Source organism: Mycobacterium sp. E136 (genome assembly GCF_001666865.1).
Taxonomy (GTDB): domain Bacteria; phylum Actinomycetota; class Actinomycetes; order Mycobacteriales; family Mycobacteriaceae; genus Mycobacterium.
This window is the reverse complement of record NZ_LZJE01000199.1, coordinates 1-21611: the sequence shown is the minus strand read 5'-3', so window position 1 is coordinate 21611 and position 21611 is coordinate 1. Positions and strand designations below refer to the sequence as shown.

Here is a 21611-nt window from a genome sequence, read left to right as displayed (position 1 = left end):
CCTGTTCCCTCCTGGGCGGCCGGGTGCGACGGCGAGGGGGTGCCCGCCGAGGTGCTGTCCGCAGCCGAGGCCGAGGTTTCGCCAGCCGATCTCGCGGTCGTGATTCACACCTCGGGCTCGACCGCGGACCCGAAGGGCGTCATGCACACCCACGGCACCCTCGTACGGCAGACGTCCACGTGGCCCGCCGCGATCCGAATGGTCACCAAAAGCGAAGGCGCGGTGCGGGTCCTGTGCGCGATGCCGTTCTTCTGGGTGGGCGGGCTACTCGCGGCCACCGGTGCGCTGCACGAACCCGTCACCGTGCTCGTCCTGCCCCGTCTGGAGGCCGAGGGCGCGCTGGATCTGATCGAGCGCGAGCGGGCCGCCGGCGTCATCGGATGGCCCGCGTTCACCCAGCGCATGCGCGAACACCCGAGCTTTGCCGACCGGGATCTGTCCAGCGCCCCGATGCTGCGCGACGGGCCGCTCGACATCGCGATGGTCGACGTCCCCGACGGGTATCCCGTGCACCGCACCATGTCCGAAACCGCGGGCGGGTTCGCGTTCACCGACATGTGCATCGTCGACGACGATGGCGCCCCGGTGCCCGACGGCGAGGTCGGCGAACTGTTGATCCGCGGGATCGGCGTGATGGCCGGCTACAACAAGCGCGAGCGGTGGGAGACCTTCGACGAAAACGGTTGGTATCACACGGGTGACCGCGTCTACCGAAAACCGGGTGACCCGCGGCTGTTCTACGTCGGCCGCACCACGGACATGATCAAGTCCGCGGGCGCCAACGTCTCGCCGCTCGAGGTCCAAGCTGTCATCGAGGACTTCCCCGGCGTGGCACAGTGTCTGGTGCTCGGCATCGACGATCCCCGTCGCGGAGAGCAGGTCTGCGCCGTCGTCGTACCCACCGCCGCCGGTATCGACGTCGAGGCGCTGGCCGCTCACACCCGCGCGCACCTGTCCGCGTACAAGGTGCCGGGCCGCTGGGTTCTGGCCTCGAGTGAGCAGATCCCGATCCTGTCCAGCGGTAAGTTCGACCGCAGGTCGCTGAGCGCCATGATCGCCGACGGCACCCTCGAATCGGTCGGTGGGTGAGCCGGATGGCGGTTCTGAGAACACCCGACGAGCGTTTCGCCGCGCTGCCCGACTACCCGTTCAAACCCTCCTACGTCGAGGTCCAGACGCGCGGAATCGACCCGCTGCGAATGCATTACGTCGACGCGGGACCGGTCGACGCGCCCGTCGTCGTGCTGCTGCACGGCCAACCCACCTGGTCGTATCTGTACCGGCACGTCATCGGTGCCCTACTCGATGCGGGTCTGCGCGTGATCGCGCCAGACAACATCGGTTACGGTCGGTCCGACAAGCTGACCGAGCCGACGGATTACACGTTCAAGCGCCACGTCGACTGGGTGCACAGCGCGATCACCCGGGTGAATCTGACCGACATCACGCTGGTCGTGCAGGACTGGGGCGGGCCGATCGGGCTCAGTGTGCTTGCCCGCGAACCGGACCGGTTCGCCCGCGTCGTCGCGAGCAACACGATCCTGCACACGTGCGACCCCGCTCTCGCGGGCCGGCTCGAGTGGCCGCACCACGGTGTCGGCGACGGTCAGGTCATCCACCAGGAGACCCTCCTCGACTATGTGGCGTTCTACCAACGGTCACCGGATCTCGTTCCAAGCCTTTTCCTCGACGCGGTGGCCGGGCCGTTGAGCCCCGACGTACTGGCCGCCTACGACGCGCCGTTCCCGGATCGGGCGTACACCGCCGGCCTGCGTCAGATGACGGCATTGATCCCGTTGACCCGCAACGATCCCGGCGCCGCGATCGGGCGCGAGACCATGGCCGCGCTCGGCGAGTGGCGACGGCCGTTTCTCACGGCCTACTCCGACGGTGATCCGCCGACCCAAGGCTGGGACAAGGTTTTCGCCGACCACGTGCCCGGCGCGAAGGGCCAACCCCATACGACCATCGAGGGCGCGGGCCACTTCGTGCAGGAACAGCGGGGCGGCGAACTCGGGCGCATCGTCGCCGAATTCGTCACCCGCACCGCATGATCAGAGCCCGAACTGGTCGTCGATGATGCCGAGCCAGACCTGGGCCGCGTCGATCGCCACCTTCTCGCTGATGAACGCGTGCTGCGTGCCGGTGTACATGTCCCGGAACGCCCGTTCCAATCGGCTGCCCTCGCGAATCGAACTGGTGCCCGCGACCAGATGCGCCCACTCCGCACACTGGCGCGCCACATCCGTGGCGTACACCGCGGCCACCCGCATGTCCGCCCGCAGGGCCGGGGTGAGGTCGTCGCCCGCCGCGACGGCGGACTCGGCGGCGGCGAAGGCGTCGAGCACCAGCAGCCGCGCCGCCCGCCACGCCGCGACGTGATGAGCCAGACCTTTCTGAAACGTCGGCCGACTGGCCAGCGACGCCATATCGCTCATGCGGAACTTCGTGGCGGCGAGTTCTTCGACGTCGTCGAGCATGCTCTTGGCCACGCCGAGCGCCCACGACGCATGCCCGGCGGCGGTCACCGGCATCATGCCCATCCGCGTCGCGGGTGACGATCCGCGCAGCGGCTCCCGGGTGAACAACGCGAACGTGCGCTCGGCGGGCACGAACACGTCCTCGACGCTGTAGTCGTAGGAGCCCGTTCCCTTGAGCCCCTGCACATACCAGCCGTCGTTGAAACTCACCTGCTCGCGCGGCAGGATCGCGACCTGCATTTCCGGGATACCTTCGCTGACCCAGCGCATCTCGGTGCCGTCCATCGGCAGAAAACCCGCAGCGACATATTGCGAGTGACCGATCCCCGAACCGAAGCTCCACGACCCGGTCAACCGGTATCCGCCCGACACGGCGGCGCCCTGACCGTTGGGAAAGAACTGCCCGCCCATGGTGACCCGGTTGTCGTGGGCGGTGAACACCTCGGCGAACCCGGCATCGGGCAGATACGCGGCGGCCGCGAACGACGACGGCAGGTTGGCGATGCCGACCCATCCGAAAGAACCGTCCTGCCATGCCATTTCGATCCAGGTCTCGATCATCTCGGCGAACGACGGCTCGCTGCCACCCGCGGGCGCGGGGTTGAACGCCGTCATCAGCCCGCATTCCCACATCGCATCGACGACGGCCGGGCTGAGCGTGCGCCTCTGCTCCGACTCCCCGGCTTCCCGTTGCACGATCTCGCGCAGGCCGCGCACCCGCCCGGCGATGCCCCCGGCGGCTTCCAATGTCGACGTCATCAGTCCTCTTTATCAGCGATCGTCTCGCCGCACATACACTTCGCCCGTGCACGTCACCGCACTCAACATCGCTCCGGGCAGCCGGCTGCCGATGCGCTCCGTCGGTGAGGTGGTCGCCGAGGCGGCAACCGGCCTGGTCGGCGACCGCTACCACGGCACCCGCCACCGCCACGTGACCGTCCAGTCGCAGGAGCTGTTGGACCGTGCGGCGGCCGATCTCGGCTACGCGTTCGACCAGGCCCAGACCCGACGCAACGTGACGGTGGACGTCGGCGAGATCCCCACCAGGCCGGGTACGCGGTTGCTGATCGGCGGTGTGCTGTTGGAGGTAGTGCGGGTGTCGGCGCCGTGCCGCCTGCTCGACGACTGGATCGGTGCGGGCGCCGCGGCAGCGCTGCGCAGCCGGGGCGGCTCGGCCTGCCGCCTGCTCAGCTCGGGCACGATCCGTCTCGGCGATCCGGTCGAAGTGCTGACCGCGTCAGAGCCGCAGTGACCTCACTTGATGATGCGAACCAGGTACGGCGTCATGTTGGCGGTCCGCACCGGCGACACCGCGACGCCCTGCTCGGTGGCCTCCAGCATCTGCCCGTTGCCGACGAACAACGCGACGCTCTGGGTTCCGTTGGGGCCGTAGAAGATCAGATCACCCGGCAGCGCCTCGGAGGGCAACACCTTCTGGCCGACGTTGTACTGTGCGCCCGACGACCGCGGCAGCTTGACCCCGACGCCGGCGAACGAATAGACCATGAGACCCGACGCGTCGAAACCGACGGTGCTGACGGCCGGATTCAGGCCGACGATGTGGCCTTCGCGGTCGAGTCCGGCGACGTTGTCGGCCGTGCCACTGCCCTTCGTCGGCCCGTTCGCATCTCCCCCGCCGTAGGAGAACGGGACACCGCGCTGGGAGAGCCCGCGGGCGATGACGAGATCGACCGCCTGCTGGTTGGCCGCGGACCGCGGCGATGGTGCGGCGGCCGCCACCCCAGGAAGGGTCACCAACAGGGCGACGCCGATCACCAAGGCGTAGATGCGTTTCATGGTTCGTTGCTCTTTCTCGACTGCGCGCACACTTATGGCGCTGTATTCACTTGTACCGGTTTGTTTGCTCGGAGTGCCAATTCGCGCCTGGCCCAGCGCCAATGAGATGCAGTACCGTAACCGAACAGTGATTACTCCCCTGCTTTGCGGCGTGTGGCGATGACCGAGCGGGTCGCGGTGGTCGGCGGCGGCATCATCGGCGTCGCGGTCGCCCGCGAGATCGTGCGGCGGCGTCCCGACTCCGATGTCACGTTGTTCGAGAAGGAAGACCGCCTGGCCTCGCATCAGACGGGCCGCAACAGCGGCGTCGTGCATGCCGGCCTGTACTACGAACCCGGATCGCAGAAGGCCCTGCTCTGCCGTCGCGGGGTGGGTCTGCTCGAAGCGTTCTGCACGGAGCGCGGGATCCGCCGCATCGCCTGCGGCAAGGTATTGGTCGCCCTCAATGACGCCGAAAAGGGCCGCCTCGCCGACATCGAGCGGCGGGCGGTGGCCAACGGTGTACCAGGGGTTCGAATCATCGGGGCGCAGGAACTGCACGAGCTCGAGCCGAACGTGCGCGGGATCGCCGCTCTGCACTCGCCGTCGACCTCGATCGTCGATTACGCCGAGGTCACCAGGGAGCTAGCCGCCGACGCAACCGGTGCCGGTGCGAAAGTGCTTCTCGGACACCGGGTGACAGGCCTGAAGGTGGGTGACACCGAAGTGCTCGTCAGCGCCGGCACCGACGGCGACCAGATGCAGGCCCCATTCGACCGGGTCGTCGTATGCAGCGGTCTGCAGAGCGACCGGCTCGCCGAGATGGCCGGGGACGGACTGAATCCGGTGATCATGCCGTTCCGGGGTGAGTACTACGCGCTGAAACCGCACCGGCGCGGTCTGGTCAATGGTTTGGTCTATCCGGTGCCCGATCCGCGGTACCCGTTTCTCGGGGTGCACGTCACCCCGCGGGTGGACGGCGAGGTGCTGATCGGACCGAACGCGGTCCTGGCTCTTGCGCGTGAGGGCTACACGTGGGGAACGGTGTCGGTGCGCGATCTGGGCGCCATTGCGTCGACACCGGCCTTCTGGCGATTCGCCCGACGGCACTGGCGCACGGGGATCCGCGAAGTGGCAGGATCGCTGTCCAGGCGTCGCTTCATCACCGCCGCGAGGGCCTACGTGCCCGGGTTGGCCGACGACGACGTGGTCCCCGGCACCGCTGGAGTGCGGGCGCAGGCCCTCGATCCCGACGGCGGTCTCGTCGACGACTTCCGGATCAGCGTCCGCGGCCGCGTCGTGGTGCTGCGCAATGCACCGTCGCCCGCCGCGACATCGTCGCTGGCGATCGCCGAGCACGTCGTCGACACCTTCGAAGCCGCAGAGTGAGCTGCCGGCGGTGAGGTCGCCCACCGCGTCGGCATCGCCGACCCCGGATACCTCAGCAGGCCGTTCCGGCGCACCCACGGGATGTCTCCCCGCATGTGGCGTGCCCATCCCTGCTGATAACGCCATCTCCGGCGGAGGCCGGGTCGTACTGTGGGTGCATGGCCATCATCGAAACGGACGCCGCACCTCAGACCCCGTTCGAGCAGGAGGTCGCTGCCACGCAGCGGTACTTCGACAGCCCGAGATTCGACGGGATCATCCGCCTCTACTCGGCCCGTCAGGTCGCCGAACAGCGCGGCACGATTCCGTCGGACTACATCGTGGCGCGTGAGGCCGCCACCGCGTTCTACGAGCGCCTGCGCGAGCTGTTCGCGCAGAAGAAGAGCATCACTACCTTCGGCCCGTACTCGCCGGGCCAGGCCGTGACGATGAAACGCATGGGCATCGAGGGCATCTACCTCGGTGGCTGGGCGACCTCCGCCAAGGGCTCGACCACCGAGGATCCCGGACCGGACCTCGCCAGCTATCCGCTCAGCCAGGTGCCCGAGGAGGCCGCGGGCCTGGTTCGCGCGCTGCTCACCGCGGACCGCAACCAGCAGTACCTGCGGCTGCAGATGACCGAAGACCAGCGCTCCTCGACCCCTGCGGTCGACTTCCGGCCCTTCATCATCGCCGACGCGGACACCGGCCACGGCGGAGATCCGCACGTGCGCAACCTGATTCGTCGATTCGTGGAGGCCGGGGTCCCCGGCTACCACATCGAGGATCAGCGGCCGGGCACCAAGAAGTGCGGCCATCAGGGCGGCAAGGTGCTGGTGCCGTCCGACGAACAGATCAAACGGCTCAATACCGCCCGCTTCCAACTCGACATCATGCGGGTGCCCGGCATCATCGTGGCCCGCACCGACGCCGAGGCGGCCAACCTGATCGACAGCCGCGCCGACGAACGCGACCAGCCGTTCCTGCTCGGCGTGACGAACCTGAAGGTGCCGTCGTACAAGTCGTGCTACCTGGCGATGATGCGTCGCTTCTACGAAGCGGGCGTCACCGAACTCAACGGCCACCTGCTCTACGCGCTGCCCGAAGGGGAATATGAGACCGCCAATGCCTGGCTGGACCGCCACGGCATCGGGGACACCGTCACCCAGGCGGCCGCGGAGTATCAGGACCGCCCCGACGGCGAGATCGACGCGATCTTCGACGAGGTCGAGTCGAAGTGCGTCGACGCCTGGCAGGTCGATGCCGGCTTGATGACGTACGGCGAGGCCGTGGCCGAGCTGCTCGAGTTCCGCGAAAGCGAAGGCGAGCAACTCGACATGAGCGTCGCCGAGTGGCGGCAGTTCGCCGAACGCGCTCCCCTCTACACCGCCCGCGAGAAGGCCAGGGAGATCGGGGCGGCCGTGGGATGGGACTGCGAGCTGGCCAAGACCCCGGAGGGCTACTACCAGGTCCGCGGCGGGATCCCCTATGCGATCGCCAAGTCGCTTGCCGCCGCGCCGTTCGCCGACATCTTGTGGATGGAGACCAAGACCGCCGACCTCGCCGACGCGCGTGAGTTCGCCGAGGCCATCCACGCCGAGTTCCCGGAGAAGATGCTGGCCTACAACCTGTCGCCCTCGTTCAACTGGGACACCACCGGCATGACCGACGACGAGATGCGGGCGTTCCCCGAGGAACTCGGCAAGATGGGCTTCGTCTTCAACTTCATCACCTACGGCGGTCATCAGGTCGACGGTGTCGCGTCTGAGGAGTTCGCCACCGCGCTGCGTCAGGACGGCATGCTCGCGCTGGCGCGGCTGCAGCGCAAGATGCGGTTGGTCGAATCGCCCTATCGCACACCGCAGACGCTCGTCGGCGGTCCGCGCAGCGATGCCGCGCTGGCCGCATCGTCGGGTCGGCTCGCGACCACGAAGGCGATGGGCAAGGGCTCGACCCAGCATCAGCATCTCGTGCAGACGGAGGTGCCGAAGAAGCTGCTCGAGGAGTGGTTGGCGATGTGGGGCGAGCACTACAAGCTCGACGAGAAGCTGCGGGTGCAGCTGCGTCCGACGCGTCCGGGCTCGGATGTGCTGGAGCTCGGGATCTTCGGCGAGCGCGACGGCGACGACGAGAAGCTCGCGAACGTGATCGTCGATCCGATCAAGGACCGGCACGGCCGCAGCATCCTGACGGTGCGCGACCAGAACACGTTCGCCGAGAAGCTGCGGCAGAAGCGGCTGATGAGCGTCGTGCACCTGTGGCTCATCCACCGGTTCAAGCCAGAGATCATGTACTACGTCACGCCCACCGAGGACAACATCTATCAAACCGAGAAGATGAAGTCCCACGGCATCTTCACCGACGTGTACCAGGAGGTCGGTGAGATCATCGTCGCCGACGTGAATCAGCCGCGGATCGAGGAACTGCTCAACCCCGACCGCGAGGCGCTGGGACGGTTGATCCGCAAGGAGGACTGAGGGTTCGGGGCTCAGACGCTCGGTGGCGAGATGTGAACGACCTTCATCTGCGTCATCTCGTCGAGCAGCTCGGGACCGAACCCGAACCCGTTGCCGCTCGCGCGACGTGGCTGTGAGGCCCCGCCGGGCGCTCCCCCGAAGACATCGTTGATCTTGACGGTGCCGACGGGCAGTGCCCGCCACGCCTCCTGAGCGTGACCCATATCGGGCGTCAGCACGGTGGCGGCGAGCCCGTAACGATCGTCCGCCGCCTCGCGCAGCGCGGTGTCGAAGTCCGGGGTCACTCGCACGGGCGCGACCGGACCGAACGTCTCCTCGCGGAATACCAGCATCTGCGGCATGCAGTCGGCCAGCACGGTCGGCGGATAGTACGAGCCGGGACCCGGCCGCGGAGCACCGCCCGCCAAGACGCGGGCACCGTTCGCGACGGCGTCGTCGACCTGAGCCTGCACGACGTCGCGTTGGCGCCCGTCGACCAGCGGTCCGATCCGCTTGTCCCACGCCAGCGCCTCGGCCGTCAACGCGTCGAGGAAGGCCTCGGCCACCGACTCGACGACGAAAACCCGTTCCACCGATACGCATATCTGTCCGGCGTTGGCGAACGCCCCGAGTGCGGCCTGCTCGGCCGCCCACCGCGGGTCCACGTTCGCGTCGACGATCAGCGCGTCGTTGCCGCCGTTCTCCAGCACGGTCTTGGCGCCGCGGTCGGCGCATGTCCCGGCGATCGCCCGTCCAGTGGCGCTGCTGCCCACGTGCGCGACAACGTCGACGTCGGCCGCCTCGGCGATCCGCGCGCCGACCGATGCGTCACCGTCGAGGATCTCCAACACGCCATCGGGTAGCTGCTCGGCCAGGAGCTCCGCGAAACGGCGACCCGTGGCCGGACAGCGTTCACTTGGCTTGTGCACCACCGTGTTTCCTGTCACCAAGGCCGCACCCAACAGTCCGGCCGCGACGGCGACCGGGTCGTTCCATGGGGTCAGCACCGCCACGACACCGCGGGGCTCCGGCACCATCAGGTCGGTCGAAGTCCAGTCGCCGTGCAGGCTGCGGCCGCGGTGCAGCGGCCCGAGCTCGGCGTACTGCACCAACGTGCCCGCACCCGCGTCGACTCCGCCCAGCGCGTCGTCGCGTAGCTTTCCCGTTTCGCGTTCGTTGAGCTCGGCAAGTTCCTCTGCGGCCGCGCGGACGGCGGCGGCCGCGTTCGTCAGCGCGGCGGCGCGCTCGGCCGCAGGGGTCCGCGCCCACCCCGTCGACGCCGCGCGCGCTCGGACCACGGCTTCGGCGCAGGTGGAGGGATCGGTGATCGGAATTCTGCTGACTTCGTCGCCGGTGCGGGGGTCGAGAACGGTCAGCTCCATGGTCGAAGACACGCGAACGGTGGTACCCGCCAGGATCGCGATCAACCGCGCGAAGCGCGGCGTCGCTCAGCCGTAGAGCTCTTCGAATCTCCGGATCGACCGCTCGATGTCACCCTTGACCGCGCGTGCCGCTGTCGCGCCGATGGGGCCGAACAGCGGCGCTCCCCCAAGGTTGAGGGTGAGCGTGAACGCCGAGCCGGTACCGGTCGGTGCGACGTTCATCCGCAGCCCGTACTTCGTGCCGCCGACGCCCTTTCCGGTGACCTCGATCAGGCGGGGTGGGTCGAACTTCTCGATGGTCCACGTGACGCGGTTGCGCAGCCCCTTGGCCCCCGCCACCCCGACGATCGTGGTGCCGACCGACAGTTCGTCGGGCAGTTCGCTGCGCCAGCCCTCATGCATGACCAGCCAGTCCCCCAACGCGTTGAGATCCGATACGTGCTCCCACGCGTCCTGCGGGCTCAACGTGAGCTGTCGCGACAACTCCAGCTTGGCCATTTGAGGATGGTAGCCATCAGCTCGGCGCGGGCAGCCGCAGCACCAGCCGGGCCCCGCCGAGCGGGCCGGCCTCCATCGCGGCGGTGCCCCCGTGTAACTCGGCCTGCTGGGCCACCAGCGCCAGGCCCAGTCCCGATCCGGACCGTGCCGCGGTCGATCCACGGGAGAACCGCTCGAACACCGCGGCGCGCTCCTCCTCCGGTATCCCCGATCCGTTGTCGTCGACCGTGATCTGCACACCTTCGCCGGAAGCCTCTGCGCCCAACCGGATTTGGGTGGCACCGCCGTGCTTGATCGCGTTCGTGATCGCGTTGTCGACGACGAGTCGCAGCCCGGCGGGCAGTCCGACCATGAGCACCGTCCTCGACGACGACAGCGACACCTTCAGCCCGGGATAGTTGCGCATCGCGTCGTGGGCGGCCCGGTCCAGCAGCTCGGTGATGTCGACCGGCACGAAGTCGTCGACAGTGGTCAGTTCGCCCTGCGCGAGTCGCTCCAACGCGGTGAGTGTCGCCTCGATCCGACTCTGCGTGCGCATCACGTCGGCGATCACCTCCTGGCGTTGCTCGTCGCGCATCTGCAGCGTGGAAAGCACCTCGAGATTGGTGCGCATGGCCGTCAGCGGCGTGCGGAGTTCATGCGAAGCCACCGCGGCGAAGTCACGTGCCGACTCCAGTGCCGCCCTCGTTCGCTGTTGCTCGTCGCCGATACGCGCGAGCATGCCCTCGACGGCCTCGGCGATCTCGACCGCCTCCTGGACGCCGCGCACTTGAACCTCGTCGGGTTTGGATTGCGCGTTGATGGCGCGCGCCTGCTGGGCGAGCAAGCGGAACGGGTTGATCATGATCGACCACATCACCCAGCCGACCAGGATTGTGCCGACGATGACGCCGCCGCAGATCAGCAGCACCCTGCGGTGCAGTTCGTCGATGCGGTGCTGCGTCTCGGCGAGCGGCGCGCCGATCGCGATCAACGCCTCACCGGCGGTGAAGGTGCGGACCCGGTACTCGACGCCGTCGATGGTGGTGTCGGCGTAGCCGACGGGAAACTCCGGCAGCACGATGTTATCCGGGATGGAAACGGTGAAGCCGTCGACGCGGGCGGTCCGGACCAGCCCACCGTCCGGGATCGGCGGGTTGAGGTCGGCCTGTTGGGCGGTGCGCAGCAGCTCGCTGATGTCGCCGAGGCTGCTCACCGAATCGAGGCGACGATCCAACTGGCTGTACTGGTCGTTGGTGACGCCGAACCACACCCAGGCGCCGAGCGTGATCACCAGCGCCACGACCGACAGCGCCGCGACGATCACGATGATGCGTAGCGACATCACCCGGGTCAGCAGCGCGAACAGGCGCCCACCAAGTTGCACGATCAGCAACGATAGGACGTATCAGACCCGCCGCGGCAGTTGCGCGCCGATCAACGGCGCGATCTTTTCCGCCATGTAGGTGTGACCCGCGTCGGTGGGGTGCACGCCGTCGGCGCCGATCAGCTCGGGTCTGTCGACGAACCAGCGCAGGGCGATCGGGTCGACGAACGTCGCGCCCGCCAAGTCCGCCTGGTATTTGAGGGTGTCGCGGATGCGCACGACGGTGGCGGGGACGTCGGCGGTCGGCCACGGCGGCCCGATCACCAAGAAGATCGCCGACGGCGCGATGCGCCGCGCCAACTTGAACGTTCCGTACACAAGCACCGACAACTGCGCGGGGTCGACGTTCTGGTCGTTGCGCGAACCGTAGAACACCACCAGCGTGTCGTCAGGCTTCACCGTCGCTGCGGTCAGGTCCTCGAAGATGCTGCCCCGGTTACCACGGGTGCCGTAGCCCGCTCCGCCCTCGGCGCCGACATCGGCTGTCGTGGACAACCCCTGCTCGGCCAGGATCTGCCAGGCCTGGGTGGTCCAGGATTTTTCGCCGAGCCCGCCTTCCGGACCGCCGGTCGTGTACGAGTCGCCGATCACCGCGATGCGATTGACCGCGAAGGCCAGCGGGTCGACGTCCCGGTGCTGCATCAGCTTCGGCTGCTGACAGCCGGTGAGTACCAGGATCGCGAAAGCCATCGCGATGGTCACCGCGCTTCTCAACGCGTGGGCGTGAGAGCGCGACGCCGCGGGTGCGGCGGGCCCGGTCAGCCGGCGCGGGCCGCCATCACCCCTGACCGTTCGCGCGGGCGGTACACGGTGTGCAGTCTGCCCGGTGCCTCCGAACCCGATGCGGTGGGACCGTTCATCATGCTGCGCATCCATTTTCGGGCAGGCTCCTCGACGAAGTGGTACAGCATGACCGCGCCGATCAGCGCGGTGCCAAGCAAGGCAACCATTATCAGCTTGCCCGTGGGGTCCGATGACAGTCGCAGCCCGAACTGGTCCACCATCCAATTCCAGGTGGTGTGCACGAGTTCGTGGACCATGTACAGGCTGAAGGAGACGTGTCCGAGGTACACCACCGGCCGGCGCGACAGGAGCCACGGTACGGAGCCGGCCCCGATGGCCAGGGTGAACAGCAAGGGCACGAACAACACATCGACCAGGCCCGCGCCGTCGACGATCTTCGGCAGCGGATGCGCGTCGAGCCGGTAGAGGATGGCGACGATAGCGGCGCCCAGGACAAGTGCGGCGTATCCGGCGGCGCGGCGAGCCTGCTCACTCGGGTCGAGTTTGCGGACCGCCGCGCAGATGAGTGCACCCGCGGTGAACTGCATGACAATCCGCGGCAGCCAACTCCACGGCGTGTAGAACTGCCCGGTCGCCAGCAACAGCAGGATCGGCGGCATCACGGCCACAAAGGCGAGCGCGATCAGCCCCCGCGCCCGCGTTGACCGCGCGATGCGGAATATCACCACGATCAGCGCGCCGAACAGCAGGTAGGCCAGCCACTCCGCACTGATCGACCAGGCGGGTCCGTCCCAACTGGAACCGTCGAAATATGGGACGAACCACAGTTGGATCATCAGCGCCTGGCGCAGGTAGTTCGTCGCCGTCAGCGTCTCGGCCGCCGGCGACGGCACGTGACCGACCTGCAGTGTGAAGATGATCCACAGCGCCGCCAGATGCATCGTCACCAGGTACACCGGCCAAACGCGGGCCAGCCGCAGCCACAGGAACCGCAGGGTCGCGCGCCATTCGAACGACGGACCCATGCGATCGAGATAGTTGTAGGTCAGGACGAACCCGCTGAGCATGAAGAACAGATCCACGCCCTGCGCACCGCAGTTGAGCAGCGGGGCGAACGCCGAACGGAACCCGGGAACCGCCTGCTCTAGCAGTGGGCGGAAGTGAAACAGCACCACCCACACGGCCGCGACGATGCGCAGGCCGGAAAGGGCTTTGATTTCTCCGGTGCGCACAACACTCTCTTCGCGGAAGTCCGTAGCTTTTCGTTCGGGTATCGCTTGCCGTGATCTGCCGGGTGGTCCGCCTCCCCTGGCCGCAGACCCGGCAGCTTCCGAAGGGTACCAGCGGGACCGGGCACCGATCATGTCCGGAAAACGACGCCGGTGCCCCGTGCGACCTCCAAAGACCTTGGTAACGAGGCGCTTCGGCGACGGCAGCAACCTGACGAGAAAATTGCGCGACACGCCGCCCAACAAAGTCTTGACTGATTCCAGAAAGCGGAGCATTCTGGCAGCGTGTCCACTACGCCTGACTACGCCGATCGGCTGCGCGCGGCCGATCTGCGTGTGACCCGGCCGCGGCTCGCGGTGCTGGAGGCGGTTTACGGCAACCCCCACGCCGACACCGAGACGATCTTCGGGGCGGTGCGCAACGCCCTTCCCGACGTCTCACGGCAGGCGGTTTACGACGTGCTCGCCGCGCTCACCAGCGCCGGCCTGCTGCGACGCATCCAGCCGTCCGGTTCGGTCGCGCGATACGAATCGCGTGTCGGCGACAACCACCATCACGTCGTATGCCGATCGTGCGGGGTTATCGCAGATATCGACTGCGCCGTCGGCCAAGCGCCCTGCCTGACTCCGTCGGATCCCGACGGCGCCCTGGACGGATTCGTCCTCGACGAGGCCGAGGTCATCTACTGGGGCCTGTGCCCGGACTGCCTGGTATCGCAAGTTTCCCGATCACAACCGTGATCACAGCCCAAACAACCCACCGGAAGGAACGCTGTGTCATCTGATACATCCGACGCTCGCCCGCCTCACGACGATTCCAAGACGGCAAGTCATAGCGAGAGCGAGAACCCGGCTATCGATTCGCCGAAGCCGAAGACGCACGCTCCGCTGACCAACCGGGACTGGTGGCCCGACCAGGTTGACGTGTCGGTGCTGCACAAGCAGAACGAAAAAGGCAATCCGCTCGGTCCTGACTTCAACTACGCGGAGGAATTCGCGAAGCTCGACGTCGAGGCGTTCAAGCGCGACCTCATCGAGCTCATTCAGACCTCACAGGACTGGTGGCCGGCCGATTATGGCAACTACGCCGGCCTGTTCGTCCGGATGAGCTGGCACGCCGCGGGCACCTACCGCATCTTCGACGGCCGCGGCGGAACGGGCCAGGGCGCGCAGCGCTTCGCCCCGCTGAACAGCTGGCCCGACAACGCCAACCTGGACAAGGCCCGCCGGCTGCTCTGGCCGATCAAGCGGAAGTACGGAAACAAGATCTCCTGGGCCGACCTGATCGCCTACGCCGGCAACGCCGCCCTCGAGCAGTCCGGATTCAAGACGGCCGGCTTCGCGTTCGGTCGCGAGGACATCTGGGAGCCCGAAGAGATGCTCTGGGGCCAGGAGGACACCTGGCTGGGCACCGACAAGCGCTACGGCGGCACCAACGACTCCGAGCGCAAGCTGGCCGAGCCGTTCGGCGCCACCACCATGGGCCTGATCTACGTGAACCCCGAAGGCCCCGAGGGTAAGCCGGATCCGCTGGCTGCCGCGCACGACATCCGCGAGACCTTCGGTCGGATGGCGATGAACGACGAGGAGACCGCGGCGTTGATCGTCGGTGGTCACACCCTGGGCAAGACGCACGGCGCCGGCCCCGATGAAGGCATGGGCCCCGAGCCGGAAGGTGCCCCGATCGAGCAACAGGGTCTCGGCTGGAAGTGCCCGTTCGGCACCGGCAAAGCGGGCGACACCGTCACCAGCGGTCTCGAGGTGATCTGGACGGGAACCAACTCCGAGTGGAGCAATGCCTACCTGCAGAACCTGTACGGCTATGAATACGAGCTGACCAAGAGCCCCACCGGCGCGTGGCAGTTCGAGGCCAAGAACGCCGAGGCGGTCATCCCGGACCCGTTCGGCGGGCCGCCGCGCAAGCCGACGATGCTCGTCACCGACATGTCGATGCGGGAGGACCCGATCTACGGCAAGATCACCCGCCGCTGGCTCGACCATCCCGAGGAAATGGATGAGGCCTTCGCCAAGGCCTGGTTCAAGCTGATGCACCGCGACATGGGGCCGGCCAGCCGCTACCTCGGGCCGTGGATCCCCCAGAAGCAGGAAATCTGGCAGGACCCGGTGCCGGCGGTGGACCACGAGTTGGTCGACGAGGCCGACATCGCCCAGCTCAAGAGCAAGTTGCTCGACTCGGGCCTGAGCGTGCAGCAGCTGATCAAGACCGCGTGGTCGTCGGCGTCGAGCTTCCGCGGCACCGACAAGCGCGGTGGTGCCAACGGTGCTCGGATCCGGTTGGAGCCGCAGAAGAGCTGGGAGGCCAACGAGCCCACCGAGCTGGCACAGGTGCTGCCGGTGCTCGAGCGCATCCAGCAGGAGTTCAACAGCTCGGCGACCGGCGGCAAGAAGGTCTCGCTGGCCGACGTCATCGTGCTGGGCGGCTCGGCGGCGGTCGAAAAGGCGGCGCGGGAAGCAGGTTTCGAGATCGACGTGCACTTCGCGCCGGGGCGCACCGACGCCACGCAGGAGAGCACCGACGTCGATTCCTTCGCGGTTCTCGAGCCGCGCGCCGACGGCTTCCGCAACTTCGCGCGACCGGGTGAGAAGGCGCCGCTGGAGCAGCTTCTCGTCGAGCGGGCCTACATGCTCGACCTGACCGCTCCCGAGTTGACGGTGCTGATCGGCGGACTGCGGGCGCTGAACGTCAACCACGGCGGCAGCAAGCACGGCGTGTTCACCGACAAGCCGGGCGTGCTGAGCAACGACTTCTTCGTCAACCTGCTCGACATGAGCACCGAGTGGAAGTCGGGCACGGCCGAGAACGTCTACGAGGGCGTCGATCGCAAGACCGGCCAGCTCAAGTGGACGGCCACCGCCAACGACCTCGTGTTCGGATCGAACTCGGTGCTTCGCGGAATCGCCGAGGTCTACGCGCAGGACGACAGCAAGAACAAGTTCGTCGAGGACTTCGTTGCTGCCTGGGTGAAGGTCATGAACAACGATCGGTTCGACCTGGATTAACGGGCGAGTCTGATCGCGAAATAGCAACATGCGACACCCCGCGGGCTCATCGGGCTCGCGGGGTGTCGTGCCGTCTGCGCCGTTTCTGCTGCTCTCCATCCGCGGGGAGGACGAGGCCGCCGAGGACGAGTATCGGGCGATGATGCGATTCGCCGGCCTCGACGAGTCCGGTATGCGGCGCATCCGATTGACCCACGAAGCTCTGGGCCGCATCGACTTTGAGGACTGGTCGGGTGTCATCCTCGGCGGCGGGCCCTACAACGTCAGCGATCCCGCCGAGGCGAAGTCGGAGACGCAGCGGCGGGTCGAGGCGGAACTGCTCGACTTGATCCGGCGCATCGTGGAGGCGGACTACCCGTTCCTCGGATGTTGTTACGGTGTAGGCACGTTGGGCACCGTCATCGGAGCGGTCATCGACCGCACGTATCCAGAACCCGTCGGCGGCATGAAGATCACGGTCACCGACGCGGGTCGCGAGGATCCACTCTTCACCGACCTGCCCGATGTCTTCGATGCCTACGGCGGACATAAGGAAGCGGCGGCGGTGCTGCCACCCGAGGCACTGCGCTTGGCGAGCTCACCGCAATGCCCGGTTCAGGCGTTTCGGGTCAGACAGAACGTCTACGCCACGCAATTCCATCCCGAGCTCGATCTGGACGGCATCTACGTCCGCCTCGATGCCTACAAGAACCATGGCTACTTCGCACCGGAGTCGGCGGAGCAGTTGAAACTCGAAGCGCGGCAATGGAAAGTCCGATATCCGCAGACCATCCTGCGCCGGTTCGTGGATCGGTATGCGCGCTGACGGTTGGTCTTCGGGCTGCCGGGGCACTCCAGGGTGATGCACACCGTCGATTACTCCCCCGGCCGGTCCGCAGACGTCTTCGGCGATCCGGCGCAACCGACAGTCCTGATGTGGCACGGCGCGCAGACCAATTCGCGCACCGCGATGCGGCCGCTGGCCGAACGGGTGCACGCACACGGACTGGCGGTCGTGCTGGCCGACTGGGACTCACACGCCGACGACCGTGGCCGTGCCGACCTGCTGGCGTCGGCCTCACATGCCAGGGAGCACGCCGCCGACGCGCCGTTGATTGTCGTCGGATGGTCGATGGGCGGCCTGGCGGCGGCAGGCCTGGCGATCCATGCCCGTGAGTTCGATGTCGCTCATACGGTGTGCCTGGCGGGCGCATTCGTGGTCGCGGACCCTATCAGCGGCGCGCCGCTACCCGCCTCGTTGGGCGGCGGTCCCGCGGCGTTCACACTGTTGCACGGTGCGCACGACGACGTCGTCCCCGCTGAGGTGAGCCAGAAGTTCGCCGAGACGCTCTCGGGAGCTGGATGGCCGGTCTCGTGCGTCATTCTGGAGGCCGATCACGGATCGATCGCGGGAGCGACGTATGACCCTGCCGCCGACCGGTATTCGGCCGCGACCGATGAGGCGTCGCTGGCCGTCGCTGCGGATGTGGCGGCGCGGATCGCTGCGGTGCTGTAGATCACTCCGCGGTGTCGATGCGATGCGCCCACCGCAGGTGGCCGCCGCCCATGTCGGTACACACGAACGCCACCCCGTCGGAGCCTTGAGCCGAGGCGTTCGGTTGGGCGCAGTCCATCGCGACGTTGTGGATACCGATGAGGGGCCCGGCGGGTGTCCACACGCCTACCCGGTTGCAGACGAATGTCTCGCCGTCGGGGCCGAGCCCGTAGTTGAAGTACTTGCCGGGCCGGCACGGCGCTCCCCCGATGACGTTGCGGGCGACGTTGGGCACGCAATCGGCGGAATAGCAGACCGCCGACGCGTCCGGAGCGAAGGCGACCAGCCCGGCGGCTGCCGTCATGGCGGCGGTCAAAGCGGCGACGTGTGGGCGCACCATGTTCCGATGGTGACATTCCGCCGCGGTGTTTTCCGGGGAATCGCTTGACCTCAACAGTGGTTCAGGTCGCAGAGTCGGTACATGGCTAGCTCAACGACACAGGAACTGACCCGACTGCGCGACGACCTGTGGCAGACCCGGATGGATACGCCGTTTCCCGGCCTCACCACGCACGCATATCTGTGGCGAGGGCCGCGCGGCAACGTGCTGTTCTACAGTCCGGCCACCGAGGCCGATTTCGACGCGATCGACGCGCTCGGCGGGGTCAGCGCGCAGTATCTGTCGCATCTCGACGAAGCCGGGCCGAACCTGGCCCGGATCGCGGAGCGGTTCGGGCGCCGGTTGCACGCGCCGGAGGCGGAACTGGAGGCGATCACCAAGCACGCCCGCGTCGACGTGGCGATCGGTAGCGTGCGGCACGTCGACCCCAACGGTGTCGAGGTGATTCCGACCCCGGGCCATTCGCCACGCAGCACAAGCTATCTCGTGACGGGCGCGACCGGCGAGCGATACCTGTTTACGGGCGACACCATGTTCCTCACCGATGCGGGAACATGGGCGACGTTCCTGGTGCCGGGCCGCGGCGACGCCGGCCAGCTGCGCGCGAGTGTGGAGCTGCTGGGCACCGTCGATCCGGACTTGGTGATCTCGAGCGCGTTCGGTGGTGAGACGGCGTGGGCGGTCGTCGATTCGCGGTCGTGGGCCGACTGCGTGGCACAGGCGCTGGCGACCGTGCCTTCATAGGCCGGTGCGCGTAGCGGTTTTCGTGCCGCGATTTCTGTGATTTCGTCGCTCGATTCACAAACGGCGCCGGTGCGACTGCTTACTTCGCCGAGCGCGCGCTCAGTAAGAAGAACAGCGGCTTGATCTCAAGTGGTCGCTGCAACACCTGAGCTTGCGTCTCGTCAAGTGACTTGGCCCCGGGGTCGGCATGAATTTTGGCCCCATCGTTGGCTAGTCGGTTCGCTTGGTGCGGGTGGTGGTCTTGCTGGTGCGTAGTCGGTAGGACTTGGTGCCGGTTTGGAGAATGTGGGCGTTGAAGGTGACGCGGTCGACGATCGCGGCGACCAGGCGTGGGTCGGAAAAGACGGTGCCCCACTCGCTGAAGGGCAGGTTGGTCGCGATCGCCACCGAGGCGCGTTCTTCACGCTCGGTGATGATCTGGAACAGCAGTTCTGCTCCGCGAGGGTCGATGTGGACGTAGCCGAGTTCGTCGAGGCAGAGCAGGTCCAGGCGACCGTAGCGGGCCACGACTCGGGACAGGACGCGATCGTCGGCGGCTTCGACGAGTTCGTTGACCAGTTGTGCGGTGGTGATGTAGCGGACGCGGCGGCCTTGTTCACAGGCCGCTACCCCTAACCCGATGAGCAGGTGAGACTTGCCGGTGCCGGAGTCACCGAGCAACACGACCGGCTCTCCGGCGTCCATATAGTGCCCGGCGGCGAGGTGGCCGAGAGTGGCGGGTGTGATGTCGGGGACGGCGTCGATGTTGAAGTCCGCCAAGCGTTTGAGGCGGGGGAATTTTGCGTCGTTGATGCGTCGGGTGCGGCGCCGCTCGGTGCGGTCATCGACTTCGGCGGCCAGGACTTCGGCGAGGTAACGCAGGTGGGTATGGCGTTGCCGCGCGGCGATCTCGGCCAGGCGTGCGGCTTCGGTGCGGACGGTGGGCAGGTGCAGCTCGCGCGCTGCCGCGCCGATGGAGGCTTGGGCGGCGGCATCTGCGCTCACCGCTGTGGTGGGGGTGGTGGTCATGATTGGCTCCCGGTGAGCAGGTCGTCGTAGTCGGTCAAAGTGGGCGCGGGCCGGTCGTAGCGCGACAGGGCGCCGATCGGGACCACGGGGGCCAGCGGGGTGGTGTCGCGGCGGGCGTCGATCAGGACGATTTCGGGGTCCAAGCATCCTGAACCCACGGCTCGGTCCATCGCGGCGATCAGCGCAGCCGCCGGTAGGGTGCGGTGCGCCAACAGGATGGTGATCAGGGCGCGGGTTCCTGCGGCGTCGCCGCGGGCGCGGCGCGTGGCGTCCCAGTAGGCCTGGTGGCTGGTGGTGAACACGCCGCGGGCCTTGGCTTGTGCCAGTGCGGTCGCTCCGGGTAGACCGCCGGGTTTGGTCTGCAAGACCTCGAGGTAGTGATCGAGACACAGCACCTCCACGTAGCGGCCGACTGCCCGTTCGTGGCGGGCCACCAGCCGGGATCCGTCATGGACTTCGACGGAGCGGGCGGACAGGCGCACCGGTAGGCGTCGCCCGGCGTAGCGGGCTGGCACGGAGTAGAAGCATTGCCGCACAGACACTCTGGCACGGTTGTCGACCCTTGACTGCAGCAAGCGCGCGCAGTCGAACGCCTCGGCCGGTAATTGCATCAGCGCGCCCGCCTCGGCGGCGAACGCCGCGCCCACGGTGAGCGGGCGCCCGGTGATCACCCGGCCGTCGTCGACTCGGTCGGCGGCGGCGATCACCTCATTGAGCTCGGCCAGTGAGGCGACGGTGGGGACCGGAACGAGGTGCCGGCGTCGGAAGCGTCCGATCTCACCCTCCACGCCGCCCTTCTCATGGGCCCCCTCCACGCCGGGACGGCAGAAGAACGAGTCGAACCCGTAGTGGCTGCGCAGCGCGGTGAACCGTTCGGATTCGGTGCGGTCACGGCCCTTGAGGACCCGGATGACGGCAGGTTTGAGGTTGTCGTAGCGGATCCGGCCCGGCACGCCACCGAAGTACTCGAAAGCCAGCACATGGCCCTCCAGGAACGCTTCTTGCGCTTGGGTGGCGAACGTGACGTGAAAGGCTTTGCCCGAGTGCGATAATCGCATCACGAACATCCAGCACTTGACCACCGGCCCGGCGATCGTGGCGTAGAACTCGCCGAAATCGACCTCGGCCTCCGCGCCTGCCTCGTGTGTCTGCGGTACCGACACCTCGCGGGTGAGCAGGCCCAGCTCGACCCGACGGCGCGCCACATAACGCGACACCGTGACCTCCGAGAGCGTGGCCTGATGCTCAGCGACCAACCGCTGCCAGATCCGCCGGGCGGTATGGCGCTGCTTGCGTGGTGCGTCCTTGTCTGCCAGCAGCCAGGCGTCGATCACCGTGACCCACGGATCGATCGCCGGGCGCGGCCGCGCCGGATAGGCCTTCCGCGGCGGGGGCACCGCGTCTTCGAGAGCTTGGCGCACCGTCCGACGATGCACCCGGTGACGATCCGCTAACTCACGGATCGACAGGCCATCGAGACGGCGGTCTCTTCTGATCTTTTCGAACAACTCCACGCGTGACCGCATCCTGACCGACCTTCCCGATGCCCGCCAACAACGACGAGCGACAGGAACGATCTGAACGAGGGTGGGGCCAAAATTCGTGACGACACACCGTCCCCACCCGGCCCGACATGATCACCACCCCAGTGGGGCCACAATTCAT

20 protein-coding genes are annotated in these 21611 nt (G+C 67.4%); 10 read left to right on the top strand and 10 right to left on the bottom strand.

The features are described 5' to 3' along the window. Positions 1-1089: ANL family adenylate-forming protein (locus A5698_RS13030; protein WP_068297238.1), on the top strand; the 1089-nt coding region annotated here is incomplete at its 5' end. Between the two features lie 5 nt (positions 1090-1094). Continuing rightward, positions 1095-2054: a haloalkane dehalogenase gene (locus A5698_RS13025; protein WP_068297222.1), complete on the top strand. Its 960-nt coding sequence runs from the start codon at positions 1095-1097 to the stop codon at positions 2052-2054. Here the strand turns inward: A5698_RS13025 and A5698_RS13020 are convergent, their stop codons facing one another. After that, positions 2055-3239 (bottom strand): acyl-CoA dehydrogenase family protein, encoded by a 1185-nt coding sequence (locus A5698_RS13020; RefSeq protein ID WP_067081159.1) that lies wholly within the window; start codon positions 3237-3239, stop codon positions 2055-2057. It lies immediately after the preceding gene. 46 nt (positions 3240-3285) lie between these two features. Between A5698_RS13020 and A5698_RS13015 the strand changes: the two genes are divergently transcribed. Further along, entirely contained in the window at positions 3286-3732 is a 447-nt protein-coding gene (locus tag A5698_RS13015; protein ID WP_067081162.1) for an MOSC domain-containing protein, read from the top strand. A gap of 2 nt (positions 3733-3734) precedes the next feature. On the opposite strand, the gene ripD is transcribed toward A5698_RS13015, so the two are convergent. Further along, positions 3735-4277: an NlpC/P60 family peptidoglycan-binding protein RipD gene (ripD, locus tag A5698_RS13010; protein WP_068297219.1), complete on the bottom strand. Its 543-nt coding sequence runs from the start codon at positions 4275-4277 to the stop codon at positions 3735-3737. A 159-nt stretch (positions 4278-4436) separates the two neighbouring features. On the opposite strand from ripD, the gene lhgD reads away from it, so the two are divergent. Continuing rightward, a complete protein-coding gene (lhgD, locus tag A5698_RS13005) occupies positions 4437-5645 on the top strand; it encodes an L-2-hydroxyglutarate dehydrogenase (RefSeq protein WP_068297236.1) in 1209 nt (402 codons plus the stop codon). A 158-nt stretch (positions 5646-5803) separates the two neighbouring features. Then, a complete protein-coding gene (aceA, locus tag A5698_RS13000; protein ID WP_068297216.1) occupies positions 5804-8101 on the top strand; it encodes an isocitrate lyase ICL2 in 2298 nt (765 codons plus the stop codon). A gap of 11 nt (positions 8102-8112) precedes the next feature. Here aceA and A5698_RS12995 read toward each other — a convergent pair whose 3' ends face one another. The 5 genes from A5698_RS12995 to A5698_RS12975 all read right to left on the bottom strand — a co-directional run bounded on the left by A5698_RS12995 (position 8113) and on the right by A5698_RS12975 (position 13302). Next, the gene (locus tag A5698_RS12995; protein WP_197506755.1) at positions 8113-9462 is read right to left on the bottom strand and encodes an aldehyde dehydrogenase family protein; all 1350 of its coding nucleotides are present in this window, start codon (positions 9460-9462) and stop codon (positions 8113-8115) included. 66 nt (positions 9463-9528) lie between these two features. Further along, complete coding sequence (locus tag A5698_RS12990; RefSeq protein WP_067081174.1) at positions 9529-9960, bottom strand: type II toxin-antitoxin system Rv0910 family toxin; 432 nt, start codon at positions 9958-9960, stop codon at positions 9529-9531. 16 nt (positions 9961-9976) lie between these two features. Then, positions 9977-11284 (bottom strand): sensor histidine kinase, encoded by a 1308-nt coding sequence (locus A5698_RS12985; protein ID WP_084792428.1) that lies wholly within the window; start codon positions 11282-11284, stop codon positions 9977-9979. 63 nt (positions 11285-11347) lie between these two features. Further along, positions 11348-12022 (bottom strand): Rv0518 family GDSL lipase, encoded by a 675-nt coding sequence (locus A5698_RS12980; RefSeq protein WP_502688918.1) that lies wholly within the window; start codon positions 12020-12022, stop codon positions 11348-11350. Positions 12023-12084: 62 nt separating this feature from the next. After that, the gene (locus A5698_RS12975) at positions 12085-13302 is read right to left on the bottom strand and encodes an acyltransferase family protein (RefSeq protein ID WP_068297214.1); all 1218 of its coding nucleotides are present in this window, start codon (positions 13300-13302) and stop codon (positions 12085-12087) included. Between the two features lie 282 nt (positions 13303-13584). Between A5698_RS12975 and A5698_RS12970 the strand changes: the two genes are divergently transcribed. From A5698_RS12970 to A5698_RS12955, 4 genes are read left to right on the top strand one after another with little or no spacing between them, the layout of a single operon-like run. Continuing rightward, positions 13585-14040, top strand: a complete 456-nt coding sequence (locus A5698_RS12970; protein ID WP_068297211.1) for a Fur family transcriptional regulator — start codon at positions 13585-13587, stop codon at positions 14038-14040. 33 nt (positions 14041-14073) lie between these two features. Next, positions 14074-16320 carry a catalase/peroxidase HPI gene (gene katG / locus A5698_RS12965; RefSeq protein ID WP_068297208.1) on the top strand — a complete coding sequence of 749 codons (2247 nt, stop codon included), beginning with the start codon at positions 14074-14076 and terminating at the stop codon, positions 16318-16320. Positions 16321-16348: 28 nt separating this feature from the next. Next, positions 16349-17125, top strand: a complete 777-nt coding sequence (locus A5698_RS12960) for a glutamine amidotransferase (RefSeq protein ID WP_068297205.1) — start codon at positions 16349-16351, stop codon at positions 17123-17125. Between the two features lie 36 nt (positions 17126-17161). After that, the gene (locus A5698_RS12955) at positions 17162-17815 is read left to right on the top strand and encodes an alpha/beta hydrolase family protein (protein ID WP_068297226.1); all 654 of its coding nucleotides are present in this window, start codon (positions 17162-17164) and stop codon (positions 17813-17815) included. A 1-nt stretch (position 17816) separates the two neighbouring features. Here the strand turns inward: A5698_RS12955 and A5698_RS12950 are convergent, their stop codons facing one another. Further along, entirely contained in the window at positions 17817-18194 is a 378-nt protein-coding gene (locus tag A5698_RS12950; RefSeq protein ID WP_068297202.1) for a hypothetical protein, read from the bottom strand. 81 nt (positions 18195-18275) lie between these two features. Here A5698_RS12950 and A5698_RS12945 point away from each other — a divergent pair, with 81 nt between their 5' ends. After that, on the top strand, positions 18276-18938 hold the full coding sequence (locus A5698_RS12945; RefSeq protein ID WP_068297199.1) for an MBL fold metallo-hydrolase: 663 nt from the start codon (positions 18276-18278) through the stop codon (positions 18936-18938). Positions 18939-19148: 210 nt separating this feature from the next. On the opposite strand, the gene istB is transcribed toward A5698_RS12945, so the two are convergent. Next, the gene (istB, locus tag A5698_RS12940; protein WP_068297196.1) at positions 19149-19946 is read right to left on the bottom strand and encodes an IS21-like element helper ATPase IstB; all 798 of its coding nucleotides are present in this window, start codon (positions 19944-19946) and stop codon (positions 19149-19151) included. Next, on the bottom strand, positions 19943-21472 hold the full coding sequence (istA, locus tag A5698_RS12935) for an IS21 family transposase (protein WP_068297190.1): 1530 nt from the start codon (positions 21470-21472) through the stop codon (positions 19943-19945). The genes istB and istA overlap by 4 nt, the downstream gene beginning before the upstream one ends. Positions 21473-21611: the final 139 nt, after the last annotated feature.